General features: G+C 73.2%; 19 protein-coding genes. 11 read left to right on the top strand and 8 right to left on the bottom strand.

Going from position 1 to position 16558, the window contains the following annotated elements; genetic code table 11:
* The first annotated feature begins 378 nt into the window (after positions 1-378).
* Both ACFWEG_RS12775 and ACFWEG_RS12770 read left to right on the top strand, forming a co-directional pair.
* Entirely contained in the window at positions 379-1830 is a 1452-nt protein-coding gene (locus tag ACFWEG_RS12775; RefSeq protein ID WP_387213089.1) for a GntP family permease, read from the top strand.
* A gap of 108 nt (positions 1831-1938) precedes the next feature.
* The gene (locus tag ACFWEG_RS12770; protein WP_387213086.1) at positions 1939-3306 is read left to right on the top strand and encodes an Nramp family divalent metal transporter; all 1368 of its coding nucleotides are present in this window, start codon (positions 1939-1941) and stop codon (positions 3304-3306) included.
* 139 nt (positions 3307-3445) lie between these two features.
* Here the strand turns inward: ACFWEG_RS12770 and ACFWEG_RS12765 are convergent, their stop codons facing one another.
* The 4 genes from ACFWEG_RS12765 to ACFWEG_RS12750 form a co-directional block, all read right to left on the bottom strand.
* The gene (locus ACFWEG_RS12765) at positions 3446-3646 is read right to left on the bottom strand and encodes a helix-turn-helix domain-containing protein (RefSeq protein WP_387213083.1); all 201 of its coding nucleotides are present in this window, start codon (positions 3644-3646) and stop codon (positions 3446-3448) included.
* Positions 3643-4206, bottom strand: a complete 564-nt coding sequence (locus ACFWEG_RS12760; protein ID WP_387213080.1) for a Uma2 family endonuclease — start codon at positions 4204-4206, stop codon at positions 3643-3645. The genes ACFWEG_RS12765 and ACFWEG_RS12760 overlap by 4 nt, the downstream gene beginning before the upstream one ends.
* A 25-nt stretch (positions 4207-4231) precedes the next feature.
* Complete coding sequence (locus ACFWEG_RS12755; protein WP_387213077.1) at positions 4232-4810, bottom strand: NUDIX domain-containing protein; 579 nt, start codon at positions 4808-4810, stop codon at positions 4232-4234.
* A 141-nt stretch (positions 4811-4951) separates the two neighbouring features.
* On the bottom strand, positions 4952-5209 hold the full coding sequence (locus ACFWEG_RS12750) for a hypothetical protein (protein ID WP_387213074.1): 258 nt from the start codon (positions 5207-5209) through the stop codon (positions 4952-4954).
* A gap of 250 nt (positions 5210-5459) precedes the next feature.
* Between ACFWEG_RS12750 and ACFWEG_RS12745 the strand changes: the two genes are divergently transcribed.
* From ACFWEG_RS12745 to ACFWEG_RS12730, 4 genes are read left to right on the top strand one after another with little or no spacing between them, the layout of a single operon-like run.
* Positions 5460-6311 carry a helix-turn-helix transcriptional regulator gene (locus ACFWEG_RS12745; RefSeq protein WP_387213071.1) on the top strand — a complete coding sequence of 284 codons (852 nt, stop codon included), beginning with the start codon at positions 5460-5462 and terminating at the stop codon, positions 6309-6311.
* An 8-nt stretch (positions 6312-6319) separates the two neighbouring features.
* A complete protein-coding gene (locus tag ACFWEG_RS12740) occupies positions 6320-6511 on the top strand; it encodes a hypothetical protein (RefSeq protein WP_387213068.1) in 192 nt (63 codons plus the stop codon).
* Between the two features lie 43 nt (positions 6512-6554).
* Positions 6555-6872 (top strand): hypothetical protein, encoded by a 318-nt coding sequence (locus ACFWEG_RS12735; RefSeq protein ID WP_387213065.1) that lies wholly within the window; start codon positions 6555-6557, stop codon positions 6870-6872.
* Positions 6869-7510 (top strand): serine hydrolase domain-containing protein, encoded by a 642-nt coding sequence (locus ACFWEG_RS12730; RefSeq protein ID WP_387213062.1) that lies wholly within the window; start codon positions 6869-6871, stop codon positions 7508-7510. Before ACFWEG_RS12735 ends, ACFWEG_RS12730 begins: the two co-directional genes overlap by 4 nt.
* A gap of 104 nt (positions 7511-7614) precedes the next feature.
* On the opposite strand, the gene ACFWEG_RS12725 is transcribed toward ACFWEG_RS12730, so the two are convergent.
* The gene (locus ACFWEG_RS12725) at positions 7615-7827 is read right to left on the bottom strand and encodes a DUF6199 family natural product biosynthesis protein (RefSeq protein WP_387213059.1); all 213 of its coding nucleotides are present in this window, start codon (positions 7825-7827) and stop codon (positions 7615-7617) included.
* A gap of 100 nt (positions 7828-7927) precedes the next feature.
* Positions 7928-8089 carry a hypothetical protein gene (locus tag ACFWEG_RS12720; protein ID WP_387213056.1) on the bottom strand — a complete coding sequence of 54 codons (162 nt, stop codon included), beginning with the start codon at positions 8087-8089 and terminating at the stop codon, positions 7928-7930.
* Between the two features lie 158 nt (positions 8090-8247).
* Between ACFWEG_RS12720 and ACFWEG_RS12715 the strand changes: the two genes are divergently transcribed.
* Positions 8248-8703, top strand: coding sequence for a hypothetical protein (locus tag ACFWEG_RS12715; protein WP_387213054.1), 456 nt, complete (start codon positions 8248-8250; stop codon positions 8701-8703).
* 145 nt (positions 8704-8848) lie between these two features.
* On the opposite strand, the gene ACFWEG_RS12710 is transcribed toward ACFWEG_RS12715, so the two are convergent.
* Positions 8849-10528 (bottom strand): nuclear transport factor 2 family protein, encoded by a 1680-nt coding sequence (locus ACFWEG_RS12710; RefSeq protein WP_387213051.1) that lies wholly within the window; start codon positions 10526-10528, stop codon positions 8849-8851.
* A 43-nt stretch (positions 10529-10571) separates the two neighbouring features.
* On the opposite strand from ACFWEG_RS12710, the gene ACFWEG_RS12705 reads away from it, so the two are divergent.
* Together ACFWEG_RS12705 and ACFWEG_RS12700 are read left to right on the top strand one after the other, a co-directional pair.
* Positions 10572-11483 (top strand): LysR family transcriptional regulator, encoded by a 912-nt coding sequence (locus ACFWEG_RS12705; RefSeq protein WP_387213048.1) that lies wholly within the window; start codon positions 10572-10574, stop codon positions 11481-11483.
* A gap of 63 nt (positions 11484-11546) precedes the next feature.
* A complete protein-coding gene (locus ACFWEG_RS12700; protein WP_387213044.1) occupies positions 11547-12308 on the top strand; it encodes a maleylpyruvate isomerase family mycothiol-dependent enzyme in 762 nt (253 codons plus the stop codon).
* 260 nt (positions 12309-12568) lie between these two features.
* Here ACFWEG_RS12700 and ACFWEG_RS12695 read toward each other — a convergent pair whose 3' ends face one another.
* Positions 12569-14290: a chitinase gene (locus tag ACFWEG_RS12695; RefSeq protein WP_387213042.1), complete on the bottom strand. Its 1722-nt coding sequence runs from the start codon at positions 14288-14290 to the stop codon at positions 12569-12571.
* A gap of 553 nt (positions 14291-14843) precedes the next feature.
* Here ACFWEG_RS12695 and ACFWEG_RS12690 point away from each other — a divergent pair.
* Both ACFWEG_RS12690 and cpaB read left to right on the top strand, forming a co-directional pair.
* The gene (locus tag ACFWEG_RS12690) at positions 14844-15707 is read left to right on the top strand and encodes a hypothetical protein (protein ID WP_387213039.1); all 864 of its coding nucleotides are present in this window, start codon (positions 14844-14846) and stop codon (positions 15705-15707) included.
* A 124-nt stretch (positions 15708-15831) separates the two neighbouring features.
* A complete protein-coding gene (cpaB, locus tag ACFWEG_RS12685) occupies positions 15832-16551 on the top strand; it encodes a Flp pilus assembly protein CpaB (protein ID WP_387213037.1) in 720 nt (239 codons plus the stop codon).
* Positions 16552-16558: the final 7 nt, after the last annotated feature.

The following is a 16558-nucleotide window of genomic DNA, read 5'->3' as shown; positions in this document are numbered from 1 at the left end:
GGCGAGGGGGCGTGCCGCCCCGCAAACCCCCCGCTCGCGGCTCCGCCGCGGATACCGGGCTCCGCCCGGTGGCCTCAAACGCCGGCCGGGCTGAAATTTTTGGGCCACCGCCCGCCCGGCAAGGCGAAGGGGCACGCCCCCGGCCCGCCGGTAAGGCGAAGGGGCACGCCCCCGGCCCGCCGGTAAGGCGAAGGGGCACGCCCCCGGCCCGCCGGCAAGGCGAAGGGGCACGCCCCCCGCCAGCCGGGCGAGTGGTTCGTGCCGCGCCGAGCACGCGCACTCGTGCCGCACGACGAGCCAGGCAGCAAGCCCTCCCACCGGCCCACGAAAACCCACCTCCCCGCGACGAAGTCCGCCCCTCTCGAACGGAGTTCGACCATGCCCCTCGCCGCAGAACACACCGGCGGCCTCCTCGCCCTGATCCCCGGCACCGCCGGTCTCCTCACCGTCGCCGCCGCCGGGATCGCCCTGCTGCTCGTGCTGATCATCAAGGTCAGACTGCAACCGTTCGTCGCCCTGCTCACGGTGAGCATCGCGGTGGGCCTCGCCGCGGGCCTGTCGGTGACGGAACTGTTCGGGACCGTCCAGAAGTCGGACGCCGTCTCGATGATCGAGACCGGGATGGGCGGCATCCTGGGCCACGTCGCGATCATCATCGGACTCGGCACGATGCTGGGCGCGATACTCGAGGTGTCGGGCGGCGCGGAAGCGTTGTCGAGCCGCCTGCTCACGTTGTTCGGCGAGAAGCGCGCACCGCTGGCGATGGGGCTGACGGGCGTCATCTTCGGCATCCCCGTCTTCTTCGACGTCGGGATCTTCGTCCTCGCCCCGATCGTGTACGCCGCGGCGAAGCGCAGCGGCCGGTCGATCCTGCTCTACGCGCTGCCCCTGCTCGCGGGCCTGTCGATGACGCACGCGTTCCTGCCCCCGCACCCGGGCCCGGTCGCGGCGGCCGGACTGTTCGAGGTGGACCTGGGCTGGATCATCCTGATGGGCGTGGTCGTCGGCGTCCCCGCGGTGCTGGCCGCGTGGGCGTACGCGGTGTGGATCGGGAACCGCCTGTTCGTGCCGGTCCCGCAGGACATGGTGGAGGCGGCCGAGGAGGCGAAGGCGGCGGTGCTCGCCGAGCAGGAGGCGGCGGGCCGCGCCCCGCACGAGGCTCCCGTCCCGCTGAGCACCGTGTTCGCGATCATCGGCACCCCGCTGCTGCTGATCCTCGCGGCGACGTTCTCGTCCATCGTCCTCGAACTCTCCACACTCCGCAGCGTGATCGAGTTCTTCGGCCACCCCTTCGTCGCGCTGACGATCGCGCTCCTGATGGCGTACTACCTGCTCGGCATCCGCCGCGGCTGGTCGCGCACGTCGCTGGAGCAGGTCTCGACGTCGTCGCTGAAGCCGGTCGCCAACATCCTGCTCGTGGTCGGCGCGGGCGGCGTCTTCGGCGCGGTCCTCCAGGGCAGCGGCGTCGCCCAGGCCCTCTCGGACACCTTCAGCGACCTCGGCCTGCCGGTCATCGTGCTCGCGTACCTGATCTCGCTCGTCCTGCGCGTCGCCCAGGGCTCCGCGACGGTCGCGATCGTCACGACGGCCGGGATCGTCGTCCCGCTCGTCGAGAACGGCGGCCACTCCCAGGCCTTCCTCGCCCTGGTCATCATGGCGATATCCGCCGGCTCGATCTTCGCCTCCCACGTCAACGACGGCGGCTTCTGGATCGTCTCCAAGTACTTCGGCATCTCGGAACGCGGCACCCTCAAGTCCTGGACCGTCCTCGAGTCCGTCCTCTCCGTCGCCGGCTTCGCGGTCGCGGCACTCGTCAGCCTGCTGGTCTAGGACCGTCCCGGGCGCGCTTCCCCGCCGCCCCGCACCCTTGTGCGCGACCCGCGTCGGGCGTTCTCATGAAGTGGATCACCGAGGACGACCGCGGAGAGCGAGGCGCACGTGAGCGACGCGACGAGGGGGAGCGCACGGCAGGGCGACGGGGCGAAGCCCGTGCTGCGGAAGGCGAGTTGGCGGTACGTGGGGCCCGGCATCGTCGTCGCGGCGACGGGCGTGGGCGCGGGCGACCTCGTCGCGACGCTGATCGCGGGCAGCAAGTTCGGGTACACGCTGCTGTGGGCCGCGGTGATCGGCTGCCTGGTCAAGATCTCCCTCGCGGAGGCGACCGGCCGCTGGCACCTCGCCACCGGCAGGACCCTCTTCGAGGGCTGGCGCAGCCTCGGCCGGTGGACGACGTACTACTTCGCCGTGTACGTCGTCGTCTGGGGCTTCGTCTACGGCGCGACCGCGATGTCGTCCAGTGCGCTCCCGCTCAACGCGCTGTTCCCGGACGGCCCGAGCGTCCGCGTCTGGGCGATGCTGTGCGGCGTGCTCGGCCTCGCGTTCGTGTGGTTCAACCGGTACGCCGTCTTCGAGAAGTTCATGACGGTCGTCATCGGAATGAAGTTCCTGGTCGTCGTCTACGTGGCCGTCCGCGTCACCCCGCACCTCGGCGAGGCCCTCGCCGGCCTCGTCCCCACCCTCCCCGACGGCTCCCTCCTCTACACGCTCGGCCTGATCGGCGGCGTCGGCGGCACGATCACCATGGCCGCGTACGGCTACTGGGTGAACGCGAAGGGGTGGACGGACTCGGGCTGGATGAAGGTCATGCGGCTCGACAACCGGGTCGCGTACGTGACGACGGGCGTGTTCGTCGTCGCGATGCTCGTCATCGGCGCGGAGCTGCTCCACGCGTCGAACATCGCGCTGACCACCGGCGACAAGGGCCTCGTCCAGCTCGGCGACATCCTGGAGGACCGCTTCGGCGCGGTGACGGCGAACCTGTTCCTGATCGGGTTCTTCGCCACGTCCTTCGGCGCGCTCGTCGGCGTCTGGCAGGGCGTCAGCCTGATGTTCGCGGACTTCGTGGAGCGCATCCGCCGCGAGAGGGCCGGCGCGGCGCCGACCCCGGGCCCGGCGCATCCCCCGACGGACGGGCCCGCCGTGCCCGCCGCGCGCGGGTCCATGGCCGAGGAGGTCGCCGCCGGCAAGCGCGAGCGCTCCCTCCCCTTCCGCGCCTACCTCCTCTGGCTGACCTTCCCCCCGATGGGCCTGCTCTTCCTCGACCAGCCCTTCGGCCTGGTCGTCGTCTACGGCGTCCTCGGCGCGTTCTTCATGCCCTTCCTCGCCCTCACCCTCCTCTGGCTCCTCAACACCCCCCGCACCCCCGCGGAATGGCGCAACGGCCTCCTCAGCAACGTCATGCTGACCGCGGCCGGCCTCCTCTTCCTCGTCCTCTGCGTCAAACAGGTCATCGACCTCGACTGGTGAGCGCGCGAGGGGCGGACACGGGCCGCCCGCGGGCGAGCCACACCCAGCCGGCGAGGCCGCCGACGGCGTCCCCGTACGCGGCCCACCTCGCCCTCACGCCGCGGGGCGGCTCGCCCCTTGCGCGGCGAACCCGCAGGGCTCAGCCGTTCGGCGCGAAGTCCACCACCAAGCGGCAGTCCATCGCCGCCGCCAGCCGTTCGAGTACCTGCAGGCCCGGGCTGAGCTTGCCCGACTCGATGCGGGAGATGACCGCCTGCCCGGTCCCCGCGCGCTCGGCGAGTTCGGCCTGCGACAGCCCGCGCGCCGTGCGCCATCCGCGCACCAGCTCGGCGCTGGTCATCGTTCCCCCTCCGAGCCGTACGGGTGGAGAGCGCCAGTGTCGAGAGTCCAGTCTCCGATGGGGATCCTGTCGCCGAACTTGTAGTTCACGGTGTTCGTGTACTTCCCGCCCTCGATCGCCCAGTGGTGCACACAGGTGCTGCGGCGGGGATCGACGATGACGTAGTGCGGGATGCCCATGACCGGGTAGTCGCGGACCTTGTCCACGTAGTCGTTCTCCGGATTGGAGGGGGAGACGACCTCCACCACGAGCGACACGGCTCCCGCGTCGACCGCACCTGCCGTCTCCATGGCCGCCTCCTCCACGACGACGACGTCGGGGCGACGCATCTTGGCGGCCAGGGGGTGCTCGATGTCAGCGGTGTAAGCGGCCAGATCCTCGGGGAGTTGCCGGGCCAGCTGGTTCGTGATCCGCATGGCGTTGAGATCGTGCGCACCCGAGGGGCTCATCATCATGACGAGCTGCCCGTTGCTGATCTCGACGTGCGGACCGAACGGCGGCGGCGGCTCGAAGTGCGCGGCGAACTCCTGCAGCTGCTGGAAGACGGTCTGCTCGGTCATGCGTCCACGCTACATGACTTATCGGTCATGCGTCGGGCGGTGAAGGCGCCGCGTGCCCATCCGGCTCGCTGCCTCCACCGCGCTCCGCCGACCCTCGCGAGGGCCGCTCCTCCGCCGACGCGTCACCGCGGTACCGCGCGAAGACGGCCCGGCTGTCGGGGGTGAAGGTCCACTGCCGCAGGGCCCGCCGAAGCTCGGGCCCGGTCAGCCAGGTGTGCGCGGCGACCTCGGCCGGGTCGGGGGTGAGGGCGTGCGACAGGACGGCGTCGCAGACGCCCAGCCGGTGGGGGCTGAGGCCGGAGCGGTTGAGAAACGTGAACCGCAGGCGGACGGCCGCCCGCACCCCGAGCTCCTCGGCGAATTCGCGGGCCGCCGCCTGCTCGTAGGACTCGCCGACCGCCGCCGCGCCGCCGACGCCGAGCTCCCAGTGGCCGGGGAAGCGGGACAGGTGCTCGGCCCGCCGGTGCACGAGGTACCGGCCCCGCCCGTCGCGGCACACCGTCACGGCGACTCGGTGCAGCCAACCCTCCCGTACGGCGTCCCGCCGACTGACCACCCCGAGGACGCGGTCCTCGGCGTCCACACGCTCCACGAGCTCGTCCATGCGGCCCACGATCGCAGCCCGCACCGACACTCAGCGCGGCAGCTCCACCCACGTCAGCCGGTCCGCGACGCCCCAGCTCCCGCCCCAGTCGTCGACGGCCGCGGCGAGGAGCCACAGCCCGCGGTGGCGGTGGGCGGCGGGTTAGGTGTCGTGCGTGGTGACGCGGAGGCCGACGGCTTCGGCGCGCAGCTCGATGCGGAGGTCGTCGCGCCGTCCCGACCGGGCCGCGCAGGCGACGAGTTCGGTGACCACCAGCCGGGTGACCGGCAGCCACCGCGGCATCCCGTGCCGCCGCAGCGCCGCGCCGACGGCGACCCGCGCGATCCCGGCGGACGCGGGGACGCCGGGCAGGGTGAGTGTGAGTGCGAGCGGGGTCGGGGCGTGGGTGGGTACGGACATGGCCAGCTCCCTTGCTGACGGGTGCGCTCCGGTTCGCGACGCACGCCCGAGCAGTGGCCTGCCTCCCCGGGCACCGAGCCGCCCCTCCCGGGGAGGGAGCGTGCGGGCAGCGCGGTGCGGTGCGCTTCAACTCGATTGCGTGAGCGTCGCGTTACAGAAGGTTAGCGCACCGGGACTACATGTCGTCCCCCTTTGGCTGGACCCGCCCCTGGGGGCAGACTGAGCGCACTCGACCCGCCAGGAGGGGTGTATGCCGCCGAGGAGCAACCCGACGCTGCGCCAGCGCCGACTCGGGGTCGAGTTGCAGAAGCTGCGGGTGGCGGCCGGACTCACCGCTGACCGGGCTGCCAAGGAGATGGGCATCCAACGGGTGGTCGTCACGGGTGTGGAGGCCGGTCGGGCCGGCGTCAGTGCCGAGCGGGTACGCCTCTTCGCCAAGACCTACGGCTGCGCCGACGACGACCTGACCGATGCGCTCGCCGAGATGACGGTCGCGCGCGGCCAGGCCTGGTGGGACCGCTTCCGGGGGCAACTGCCGCAACGATTCGCCGACATCGCCGAACTGGAGTGGCACGCCCCCCGCATCCGGTTCTGCCTCACGGTGCACCTCCCCGGCCTGTTGCAGACCCCGGACCACGCAACCGCCGTCTTCGCGGCGGCCTACCCGCCCCTTTCCGGCGCCGATGCGGACGCACGCCTCCGGCACCGGCTCGAACGCCAGCAGATCCTGGACCGCCCACCCGCCCCGCAGCTCGACGTGATCCTCCACGAGGCCGCCCTCCGCATGGAGTTCGGCGGCCCCGCCGTGGTCCGCCGCCAGCTCCGTCACCTCCTGGGCGCAAGCGAACGCAGGGCGGTGAGTCTGCGGATCATCCCGTTCAAAGCCGGTGGATTCCCCGGAGCCGGGCAGTCCGTCACCTACGTCGAGGGCGCCGTCCCCGCCCTCGACACCGTCGCGCTCGACGCCACCCACGGCCCCGAGTTCGTCGACGACGCCGACCAGCTGCAGAAGTACCGAGGTCAGCTCGACGCCGCAGCCGCCGTCGCCCTGACCACCGAGGAGTCCCGCACCTTCATCGCCCGCCTCGCCGGCGAACTCTAGGAGCCCGCATGCCCGACATCACCTGGTCCGACCCCTTCTGCGCCGAAGCCGTCAACTGCTTCCGCCTCGGCGTCGACGCCGACGGGAACGCCTACATCGCCCTCAACGGCGCGGAGGACGTCTACCTCACCGACACCCACGACGCCCTCCGCCAGATGATCGCCGACATCAAGGCCGGCAAGGCCGATCACCTCCTGTGAAGCGGGCGACGCCGCGCCGTCGAGCCCAAGGGGACGGAAACCCATGAGCGTGCTCCGACACCACGACTTCGGCACCGTGAGCCGGGAGGACGACGTCTCCAGGGCACGAGTCGAGGTGCCCGGACGGCCGGCGGTCACGATGGCCCGCGCGTCGCAGAGCGCCCCGGCGCAGGCCGTCGCCCAGGAACGCGGCCGCGACTCGAGCCGCGTCGGCGTGCACCTGTCCGGAGCCGAAGGGGGCGACGAGCCGGTCTACGGGGGCGCGGCCGTGTTCGGCGGCAGCGTCCGGCACACCCGGTTCCCCATCGTGCCGCGGGGGACGCAGGGGGTGCCGTCGGCGGAGGGGCAGGCCACCGGATGAGCCCGCCGACGCTCCGCCGCACCGTCCCGCTGTGCGTGCTGCGCTCCGGGCGGGAGCCGTACGTCGAACACGGCCACGACCCGGGCCGGTTCGTCGAGATCGGGTCGTTCACGAAGGTGCTGACGGGTACGGCCCTGGTCCGCATGGCCGAGTCGGGGCTGCTGGGCCTGGACGACCCGGTCGAGCGGTGGCTGCCCGCCGCACCCGGGACGGGCATCACGCTCCGGCTCCTGGCCGCGCACACCTCCGGCCTGCCCCGCCTGCCCCCGGGGGTGCACGGGCCCCGGAGCGACCCGTACGCGCGGTTCACCGAGGAGGTGCTCGGCGGCATGCTCATCAGCCTCGACCGCCTGACGGCGAGTCCCGCCGGTGAGCGCGCGGAGTACTCCAACTTCGGTTACGCGGTGCTGGGCGCGGCCCTCGTCGCCGCGGCGGGGCGACCGTACGAGGAGCTGCTGCGCGCGCACGTCCTCGAACCCCTGGGCGTCGCCGACGAGGTGAAGGCAGCCCCGCCGCCCGACCGCGTGCTGCGGGCGCGAGGGCGGTGGGGCGGCGTCCGGGCCGCATGGACGATGGACGGCGCCATCCTGCCGGCGGGCGGCATGTGGGCCACGCCGACCTCGGCATCCAACTCCTGAAGGAGGCACGCGCCCGCAGCGAGGGGTGACGGCCGCGTCGCACGCGAGCGCCGGGTCGGTCCCGCGGATCGGCCGACCCGCGCGGGGCCGCGACCGCTGTCGCGTCAGAGCGCGGTCACGAGCATGAAGATCGCGGCGACGAGCACCACCACGCCGACGGCGCGGTTCATCATGTACCCCGCGCGGGACGGCTCGGTCGCGTCGTAGTCCTTCACGAACGGCTTCTGCAGCGGGCGGTTGGCCTGCCAGAGCAGCTTGGGGTTCACGACCTGGACCAGCGCCAGGACGATGAACAGGCACAGCACCGCGATCGTCATTTCGGACCTCCGTGATTCGTTGGTTCGTGGCGGCGGTGCCCGGCGCTCGGGCCGGGCCTCACCTCGGCCCGTGCGCACGGCAACGACCGCACCACCGGGCCTACTTGTTCCTCTTGCCGGACCAGTGGATGACCGCGAGGATCAGAACGACCACCGCGAGGTTGGCGAGCATCTCGAAGGGGTTCTGGGTGCCGCCGGCCCCTGCCGCGAGACGGATCGCCCCATGTCTCCACCAACTCCTCCGGGTGAGGTCGTCACACACGGTCCGGCTCCGGTCACGTTGATCCACGTGCCCGGTGTTCTGCGACCGAATCCCCCTACCGGCAGCGTCGGTTGCGGCGTGTCCACGCCCACCCGCACCCCCGCGAACCGTCCGCGGGGGAGGATCGCCGTCTTCAACGTCTGACGAGGAGGCCCCGGGTGCCCCGTCGATCCGTCGCCGTCCCACCGGACGATCTGCCCGCGCGGCAGTGTGCCGTCGCGGCCGCGCTCTGGCGGTACACGGACGCGCCGCTGTTCAAGGGCACGTACGTCCGCGGGTGCGTGCCGGACCTTGAGGAGCCGCGGGTCACCGTCGTCCTGTGGGGAGGCCCCGGCGCGCGGGCGGGCTTCAACCTGTTCCTCTCCCTTCCGTTGAACATCGGGGGAAGCCCGGTCTCACCGGGGCAGGTCGTCGCCGGGCTGGGGCGGCTCGCCCGAGCCACCCACCTCTTCCCCATGAGCCCGCACCGCTTCGCGGGCCGCGTCCTCATCGAGGCGCGCTCACTGCTCGTCGACCTCCCCGCCCCGCCCCCTCCGACGGGCGCGGCGACGGTGCGCCCCGAGGCCCCACGCGGCTTCTACTTCGTCCGACCGGGACAGCTCCGCACGTACTGAGCACCACGTTCCACATCCCCGGCGCGCTCGACCGTGCGCGGATCAGCCCTGAACCGTGCAGGGCGTAGGGGGTCGGTCGAGCCCGACGGTGTCGGAGGTGAGGGAGGCGGAGGCCGGGTCGTCCCGGCAGGGCGGGCGGTGGAGGTTACCGGTGGCGGTGGTACGCCTTGTTGGCGATGCGCCAGCCACCGTCGCCGTCGCCTCCGACGTTCGCGCGGACGAGGAGGAAGACGTCGGTGAAGTGGTCCGGGCCGTGCGCGAGCATCATGGTGGCGGTCGCGACGGAGCCGTGGACGTCGAGCGTGTCGACGCGGCGGACGCGGGTCGCCTCGTCGGGGGCGGGCCGGCCGGGGAAGAGGGCGCAGTACGCGTCGAGGTCCCAGGAGGTGAACGCGCCGTCGTGGAGGCCCTCGATGTGGGCGGTGGGGAGGAACGCGTCGCGGAAGTGCGCGGGGTCGCCGGTGGCGTGCCCGCGGACGTAGGCGCGGAGGGGTTCGAGCACGGCGTCGTCGGGTGCGGGGAGGGTCGCGGCGACGGCGAAGTCCGCGTCCTGAGGCACGAGTTCGCCGACCAGGCCGATCCCGTTCCGCACCGGCGCTCCCGACGCCGCCGCGAGCAGCGCCATGTCCTTGGCCAGCGCGCCGACCGTGAACTCGGCGGAAGCTGGAGCCGAGCCCGAGCCCGAGCCCGGGCTCGATCCCGCGCCCACGCCCCCGCCCGGCTCCGCGCCCGGACGCGAGTCCGCGCCCGGGAACGTGCCGACCGTGAACTCGGCCGGGTCTGGAGCCGAGCCCGAGCCCGAGTCGCATCCCGCGCCCGCGCCCCCGCCCGGGTCCGCGCCCGGACGCGAGTCCGCGCCCGGGAACGTGCCGACAGTGAACTCGGCCGGGTCTGGAGCCGAGCCCGTGCCCGGGTCGCATCCCGCGCCCGGGCCCGCGCCCGGGTCCGCGCCCGGACGCGAGTCCGCGCCCGGGAACGTGCCGACCGTGAACTCGGCCGGGCCTGGAACCGAGCCCGAGCCCGGGTCGCATCCCGCGCCCGGGTCCGTGACCGCGCCCGGACGCGAGTCCGTGTCCGCGACGCACCGCGCGCCCCCACCCGTCGCCGACCCCCCGTCCGTCTCCACCCCGCCGCGCAGAAATGCCCGCTTACGGGCGACGAGCCCGCCGAGCGGGCCGAGTTCGAGCACGTCCAGTGCCCGCGCACGCGGCACCCCGAGCGCGTCGGCGTGCAGCAGCGCGTCGCGCAGGGCGAGGACGGACCCGGCGAGGCTGCTGTTGGCGACCAGCTTGAGCGCGGCCGCGGCGGCCGCGTCGGACGCGGGCCGGACGGTGCCCAGGTGCGCCAGGACGGGCCGGACGCGGTCGAGCGCGGCGGGATCACCGGCGGCGAGGATCTGCAGGGAACCCGCGGCCGCCGCCGGCACGGAGCCGATGAGCGGCGCGTGGACGTAGGCCGGCCCGAGGCTCCGGGCCATCCCGGCCGCCTCGGCGGGCGCGACGGTGCCGGTGTTCACCACGACCGCGCCGGGCCGCAGCGCACCGCGGACGGCGTCCAGCACCTGGGCGCAGGCCGGGCCGTCGAACAGCGCGAGGAGGACGACCTCCGCCCCGGCCACGGCCTCGGCCGGGGTGCCGGCCGTCCTGAAGGTGCCTGCCGGGCGCGCGGAGCGGGTCCAGCCGACGACGTCCTGGTGGCGGGCGGCCAGGCGGGTCGCGATCGCGCCGCCCATCCGCCCCAGGCCGAGCACCGCGATCGTGTGCGAAGTGGTCATGCCGGCCACGGTGGTCCACCGCGACCCCTGCGACAAGCGCAGATGTCGCATACCCGCCCTGCGGCCCGCGCATACCGCGCGGCATACTGCCCGCGTGGACCTGACGGTGTGGCGGAGTTTCGTGACGGTGTGCCGGCTCGGTTCGCTGTCCGCGGCGGCGGCCGAGCTGCACCGTACGCAGTCCGCGCTCTCCCGGCAGATCGCCGGCCTCGAACGCGCACTCGGCGTGCCCCTGGTGGAGCGCCACGCGCGCGGGGTGCGCCCGACACCGGCCGGCGAGGTGTTCCGGCGCCACGCCGTCGCCACGCTCGACGAGGCCGACCGCGCCGTCCGCGCCGCCCGGAACGCCCTCAACGGGGCGCCCGCCCGCACCCTCGCCGTCGGAGCGACGCCGTCCCTCGCCGCGGGCATCGTCCCCGAGGCGGTCAAGGCCCTGCTGGAGGACGGCGGGCCGACCCCGTGGAGCCTGACGCCCGGACTCAGCGCCCACCTCCACGAGCGCCTGCTCGCGGGCCACCTCGACGTCGCCGTCGTCACCGACGCCCCACCGGGCCTCACCGTCGACCCCCGGATCGACCGGCGCCACCTCGGTCAGGACGAGCTGGTCGTCGTCCTCCCCACCACCCACCCGCGCGCCGGGAGCGGCCCCCTGCCCCTCCGGTCACTGGCCCACGAGACCTGGACCGAGGACAACGACGGCTCCGCCGCGCTGCTCCACCGGCACGCCGCCCGCGCCGGCTTCACCCCGCACATCGCCCTCCCCGCCGCCGACCTCCCCGGCAAGCTCGCCCTCGTCGCCACCGGCCACGCGATCGCCCTGGCCCCCGGCTCCCTCACCCGCGCGCTGCGCCCCGACATCACCACCGTCCCCCTCACCGACCCCCCGGTCCGCGGCATCTTCGCCCTCACCCCGCGCCACGACCCCCACCCCCTGACGGGCGACCTGCTGGACCGCCTCACCGTGGCCCTCGCCCCGGCCGACCGCCGCCGCCCTACGCCTCGTTGACCTCGCGGTGACCGGCCCGAAAAGCGCGGGCGGTCGGGCGAGCGGGGGTGATAGGGAGGCGACGTGACAGAGAGACTTGACTTCGCCACCCTGCTGCGGCTGATCGACGAGCGGTCGGCCGCGTTCCTGCGTGCGGTGGCCGCCGCGCCCGACGTCGACGTGCCGGTGCCGTCCTGCCCGGAGTGGACGCTGTTCGACCTGGTGCAGCACCTGGGGACGGGCCAGCGCTGGTGGGCCGCGGTCGTCGCCGCGGGCCCGGCCGAGGGCCCGCCGGCCAAGGACACCGCGGCGGCGCCGCGCGAGCGCGAGGCGCTGACGGCCTGGTACGCCGAGTCGAACGAGCTGCTGATGAGCGCGCTGCGTGAGGTCGGCCCGGAACGCGGGTGCTGGACGTGGTGGAGCGCGGGCGTGTCCCCGGCGAACGCCTGGGCCGTCGCCCGGCGCCGGGTCCACGAGGTGCTGGTGCACACCTACGACGCCCAACTCGCCGCCGGCGCCGCAGAGCCGATGCCGTCGGACATCGCGATCGACGGCGTCGCGGAGTTCCTCGACACCTGCAACTCCACCCCGGCGGCCTGGCCGCACGAGCCCGCCGCCGTCCACTACCACGCCACCGAAGGCCGCTCCTGGCTCCTCGCACTCGACGGCACCGGCGCCTGGCCCGCACCCCTCCCGCCCGCCGCGGCACCCCCGTCCGTCTCGGCCACCGGCACGGCCGAGGAGCTGCTCCTGTTCGTCTGGGGCCGCCGCACGCCGAGCGACCTGGAGGTCCAGGGCGACCGGCGGGTCTTCGAGCGGCTGATCGCCTGGGAGCCCGAGGAGTAGCCCCGCGAGGACGCAGCCCGGCCGGCGTTTGAGGCCACCGGGCGGAGCCCGGTACGCGCGGCGGAGCCGCGAAACGCCTGTGCGGGGCGATGGCCCACAGCATGCCCCCTTTCAGCCCGGCCGGCGTTTGAGGCCGCGCGGGCGCAGCCCGTGCACCCGCGGCGGAGCCGCGACGGCCGCGTTGCCCGCCGCCCAAGGCGCGCGCGGCCCCCGGGGGACGGATCGTCGACCCCGGGGGACGCACATTCGGAGGGCCCCCGCTAGGGGAGGTTGTGGACGTGCGGCCCGACCGCGTTCGACCACGCGTTGCCCGCCGTCGCATCCCAGTTCGTGGACCAGGTCATGGCGCCACGGAGCGAGGGGTACGTGCGGGCCGGCTTGAAGGAGCCGCAGTTGGTGCCCCGGGTGAGGCAGTCGAGCGCGGCGTTGACGACGGACGGGGCGACGTAGCCGCTGCCCGCGCCGCGGGTGGAGGCGGGGACGCCGATGCCGACCTGCGAGGGGTCGAGCCCGCCCTCCAGCTGGATGCAGGCGAGCGCGGTGAGGAAGTCGACGGAGCCCTGGGAGTAGACCTTCTGGTCGCAGCCCATCATCGAACCGCTGTTGTAGTACTGCATGTTGACGACGGTCAGGATGTCCTTGACGTTGAGCGCCAGCTTGAAGTACTCGCTGGACGTCGACTGCATGTCGATGGTCTGCGGTGCCATCGTGAGGACGTAGCCGGGGGCCTTGGCCTGCAACTGCCGCAGCGCCTTCGTCAGGTACGTCGAGTTGATGCCGTGCTCGAGGTCGATGTCGACCCCGCTGAAGCCGTACTCCTGCATCAGCGCGTACGCGCTGTTCGCGAACGCCGTGGCGGAGGCGTCACTGTTGATGGTGACGTTCCCCTTCTCGCCGCCGACGGAGATGACGACCGACTTCCCGGCCGCCTTCTTCGCGGCGATGTCGGACTTGAACTCCGCGACGGACCCGTACTTGAGGGCCGGGTCGAGGTTGAAGACGATCTGCCCGGGCGTGGCCGTGGAGTCGGCGAACGAGACGGCGATGATGTCGTACTGCGCCTGCACGTCCCGCAGCTTCTGGACGGTCGCCCCGTTGTCGAAGTTCTGCCAGTACCCGGTCAGCGCGTGCTTCGGGACGGCCGGGTTGTCGCCCCCGCCCCCGCCGCTCGCCGCGGTGCGCCCGCTCACGGAGGAGGACTTCACCGACTCGCCCGCCGCGTTGGTCGCCGTGACCTGGAAGCTGTACGAGGTGTCCGCGGTCAGTCCGGTGACGGTCGCGGAGGCGCCGGTGGTGGACAGGACCTTGGTGCCGCCCCGGTAGACGTTGTAGCCGGTCGCGTTGGAGACCGGCGACCAGGTCAGCCCGAGCGAGGTGGTGGTGGGGGAGCCGACGGCGAGCCCGGTGGGGGCCGCCGGCACGACGACCGGGTCCGGGCCGGGGTCGGTGCCGCCGCCCCCGTCGGGGCCGAAGACCCGCAGGTCGTCGGCGTAGTACGGCGACTGCCCGTACCAGCCGTGCGTGTAGAGCGTCACCGACGTGGTGTTCGCCCCGGTGCGGAAGCTGGTGCTCAGCTGCTGCCAGCTGCTCGCGCCCGGCGTCCAGGTGGAGACGTCGGTGGTGCCGGTGCCGGAGACGCCGAGGTAGGCGTAGGCGCCCTGGAACCAACCGGACAGCGCGTAGGTCGAGTCGGGCTTCACGGCGACGGTCTGCGTGCACCTCGCGTTGTCCTGCCCGGACGGCGTGCCGCGCAGCGCGCCCGCGCCGGTGCGGGCGGGGGAGGAGACCGCCGTGCCGCTGCCGGCGGAGCAGGTCCAGTTGCTCAGCCCGGACTCGAAGCCCGCGTTCTTGGCGACGTTGATGTCCGCGGCGGCCGCGGTGGTGGCGGTGAGCCCGGCGAGCGTCAGCGCGCCGGTGGTGACGACGGCCAGGCCGGCGGCGAGTCTGCGCCTGCGGGGGGAACGGGGGGCGGGGGTGGTCATGTGCGGCCTCCGGGAGGGGAGTTGCTGCACTCCTGTGGGGGAGTCGGTGCGCATAATTTGGTCCAGACCAATGCGGCTGTCAAGCCCTCCCGTGCGGACCGCCGCGCCCGGCCGCAGTGCCCAGGAAGGGGTCCGTTCAATCTCTGGTTTCGGCCATCGGTATTCGCCGGAATGATCTGTCCGGAAAGCGGGTGCCGCCCGGCCGGAATTGATCATTCCCGTACCGGGGGGTCTCTCAATTCCGTTCAGGATTCACCGGTCGCGAACGCTGTGACCACCACAACAGGGCCTGTTGCGGCCTCACTTGGCGGTTTACCGGCCCATTCCGGTCCAGGTCGTACCGCGCGGGAAATCGGAAGTGGGTTCTCCCGTGCATAAGTCGTGGCTAAAGTGCTGATGCCGCGGTGCACGCCGTGCACGGCGGGCGGTGCGCGGTACCGGAACGGCGAAGATCGAAATTCGGCGGGGCCGTTGTGGCGAATGTGACGGCTGGGACGGCAGCGGCACCCCGAGGGTCAGGGGATGCCGTGGAACGACGGGGGATGTTCACGTGATGACCGCTGTGGCAGTCACCAGTGCGGACCTGGTGCTCCCCCCGACCGACCCCCAGACCCCGACCGCCGCCGTCCTCAGGGCGCCGGAGGACCGCCCCCTGGAGCACGGCCTCGCGGACCTGCACCAGCTCGTCGAGCAGCACGGCCACGTCGTCGTCGCCTACCCCGACAGCCTCCCCCTCGCGCACGAGCGGCGGCTGCACACCCTGCGCGCGATGCTGGAGACCGACCGGGTCGCCCTGGTCAGGCTCCCGCTGCCGCCGCTCGGGGTCGCGGTCCTCGCCCGCCAGCTGAGGCAGCTGACCGTGTGCGACTTCTCCCCGGGGGTGCTCGCCTCCGCCGCCCACCTGCTCCCGTACTACCTGTACACGGGCGCGCACCTGAACTCCGTCGCCCGGCTCGACCGCGTCCCGGTCACCCTCAAGTCGCACGCGAAGTCCTGGATGCCGGGCGCCACGTTCGCGGTGGTGTCGGGGCCTGAGCCGCAGCTCACGAGGGTCGCCGCCAAGGACCCCGGGACCGAGCTGACCGGCCCCGCCTACGCCACCGACCTGCTGGTCGCCGCCGGCCAGCTGCCCGCCACCTGGGTGCACGAGACGCTGGCGCCCGCCTGGCGGGTGCGGCGGGTGGTGGAGGCGGAGCTGCCGGAGGCCTCCCCGGGCTGGTGGGGGACGGGCCGGCTGGTCGAGTTCGTCGCCCACATCCCCGACATCTCCGTCCTGTACCAGCTGGTCGCCTCGGTCCGCCGCGACGACTGCCACTGGTGCGGGATGCAACTCATCGGCGATCGCTGCGGGTTCTGCACCTCGCCCGTGCCGGCCGCCGAAGCCGGCGTGCGAGCGCCGCAGCCCCACCGCACGTGAACCGCCGCACGGGACGACGCGACCGAACCACCGCCCGTCCCCCGCCCCGACCCCCGACGACCCGCCGCCCGACCGACCGCCCGCCCCGTAAAGACCGAGCCCCCCGAACGAGGTCAAGCCGCTCATGAACTCACGCCAGCGCCGCGGCGTCATACTCCTCATCCTCTCGATCCTCTGCGCCCTGGGGGCCTTCGCCGGCGTGCTGTCCGTCATCAGCGACGCGAAGTCGAAGGTCGGGCCCGAGGTCACGGCGTACCAGCTCAAGCGGGACGTCGAGCCGTACACCACGCTCAGCGCGGACCAGTTCGAGCGGATCGAGATGCCGCGGCGCTGGCTCTCCGACACCGCGGTCGAGCGGCTGACGGAGATCAACGGGAAGATCGCCGTCACCAAGCTCGCCAAGGGCTCGCTCCTCCAGCGGGACATGATCGTCGCGCGGCCGGAACTGCAGTCCGGCGAGCAGGAGATCGCGATCATGATCGACGCGGCGACCGGCGTGGCCGGAAAGATACGCCCGGGCAACGCCGTCAACATCTACGCCACGTTCGCCGGGAACGAGCGCCAGGACGCCAAAGCGACGTCCGTCTCGCGGATCATCGTCACCGGCGCGCGGGTGATCGACGTCGGCCGGCTCACCTCGCTCGAGAAACCGAAGAGCGGCGCCGCCCGCACCACCGCCCGCGAGGCCGTCCCCATCACCTTCGCCCTCGACACCCTTGACGCCCAACGCGTCGCCTACGCCGAGTCGTTCGCGGAGAACGTCCGGCTCGCCCTCCTCGCCCCCGACAGCGCCAACGCGATCGGCGACAAGGAACGCTCCTACCGCCTCGAATCCGACAGCTGAGGAACAC

Source organism: Streptomyces sp. NPDC060194, from assembly GCF_042728285.1.
Classification (GTDB): Bacteria; Actinomycetota; Actinomycetes; order Streptomycetales; family Streptomycetaceae; genus Streptomyces.
The sequence above is the reverse complement of the archived record's forward strand: the minus strand, read 5'-3'. Positions and strand labels throughout refer to the sequence as shown.

What these genes read in the sequence shown, in the direction of transcription:
- ACFWEG_RS12760 (WP_387213080.1), bottom strand. Translation starts at nt 4,206, where the DNA reads ATGACCGAGCAGACCGTCTTCCAGCAGCTGCAGGAGTTCGCCGCGCAC.
- ACFWEG_RS12710 (WP_387213051.1), bottom strand. Translation starts at nt 10,528, where the DNA reads ATGCGACATCTGCGCTTGTCGCAGGGGTCGCGGTGGACCACCGTGGCC.
- cpaB (WP_387213037.1), top strand. Translation starts at nt 15,832, where the DNA reads ATGAACTCACGCCAGCGCCGCGGCGTCATACTCCTCATCCTCTCGATC.
- ACFWEG_RS12695 (WP_387213042.1), bottom strand. Translation starts at nt 14,290, where the DNA reads ATGACCACCCCCGCCCCCCGTTCCCCCCGCAGGCGCAGACTCGCCGCC.
- ACFWEG_RS12735 (WP_387213065.1), top strand. Translation starts at nt 6,555, where the DNA reads ATGAGCGTGCTCCGACACCACGACTTCGGCACCGTGAGCCGGGAGGAC.
- ACFWEG_RS12725 (WP_387213059.1), bottom strand. Translation starts at nt 7,827, where the DNA reads ATGACGATCGCGGTGCTGTGCCTGTTCATCGTCCTGGCGCTGGTCCAG.
- ACFWEG_RS12755 (WP_387213077.1), bottom strand. Translation starts at nt 4,810, where the DNA reads ATGGACGAGCTCGTGGAGCGTGTGGACGCCGAGGACCGCGTCCTCGGG.
- ACFWEG_RS12745 (WP_387213071.1), top strand. Translation starts at nt 5,460, where the DNA reads ATGCCGCCGAGGAGCAACCCGACGCTGCGCCAGCGCCGACTCGGGGTC.
- ACFWEG_RS12690 (WP_387213039.1), top strand. Translation starts at nt 14,844, where the DNA reads ATGACCGCTGTGGCAGTCACCAGTGCGGACCTGGTGCTCCCCCCGACC.
- ACFWEG_RS12750 (WP_387213074.1), bottom strand. Translation starts at nt 5,209, where the DNA reads ATGTCCGTACCCACCCACGCCCCGACCCCGCTCGCACTCACACTCACC.
- ACFWEG_RS12775 (WP_387213089.1), top strand. Translation starts at nt 379, where the DNA reads ATGCCCCTCGCCGCAGAACACACCGGCGGCCTCCTCGCCCTGATCCCC.
- ACFWEG_RS12765 (WP_387213083.1), bottom strand. Translation starts at nt 3,646, where the DNA reads ATGACCAGCGCCGAGCTGGTGCGCGGATGGCGCACGGCGCGCGGGCTG.
- ACFWEG_RS12730 (WP_387213062.1), top strand. Translation starts at nt 6,869, where the DNA reads ATGAGCCCGCCGACGCTCCGCCGCACCGTCCCGCTGTGCGTGCTGCGC.
- ACFWEG_RS12740 (WP_387213068.1), top strand. Translation starts at nt 6,320, where the DNA reads ATGCCCGACATCACCTGGTCCGACCCCTTCTGCGCCGAAGCCGTCAAC.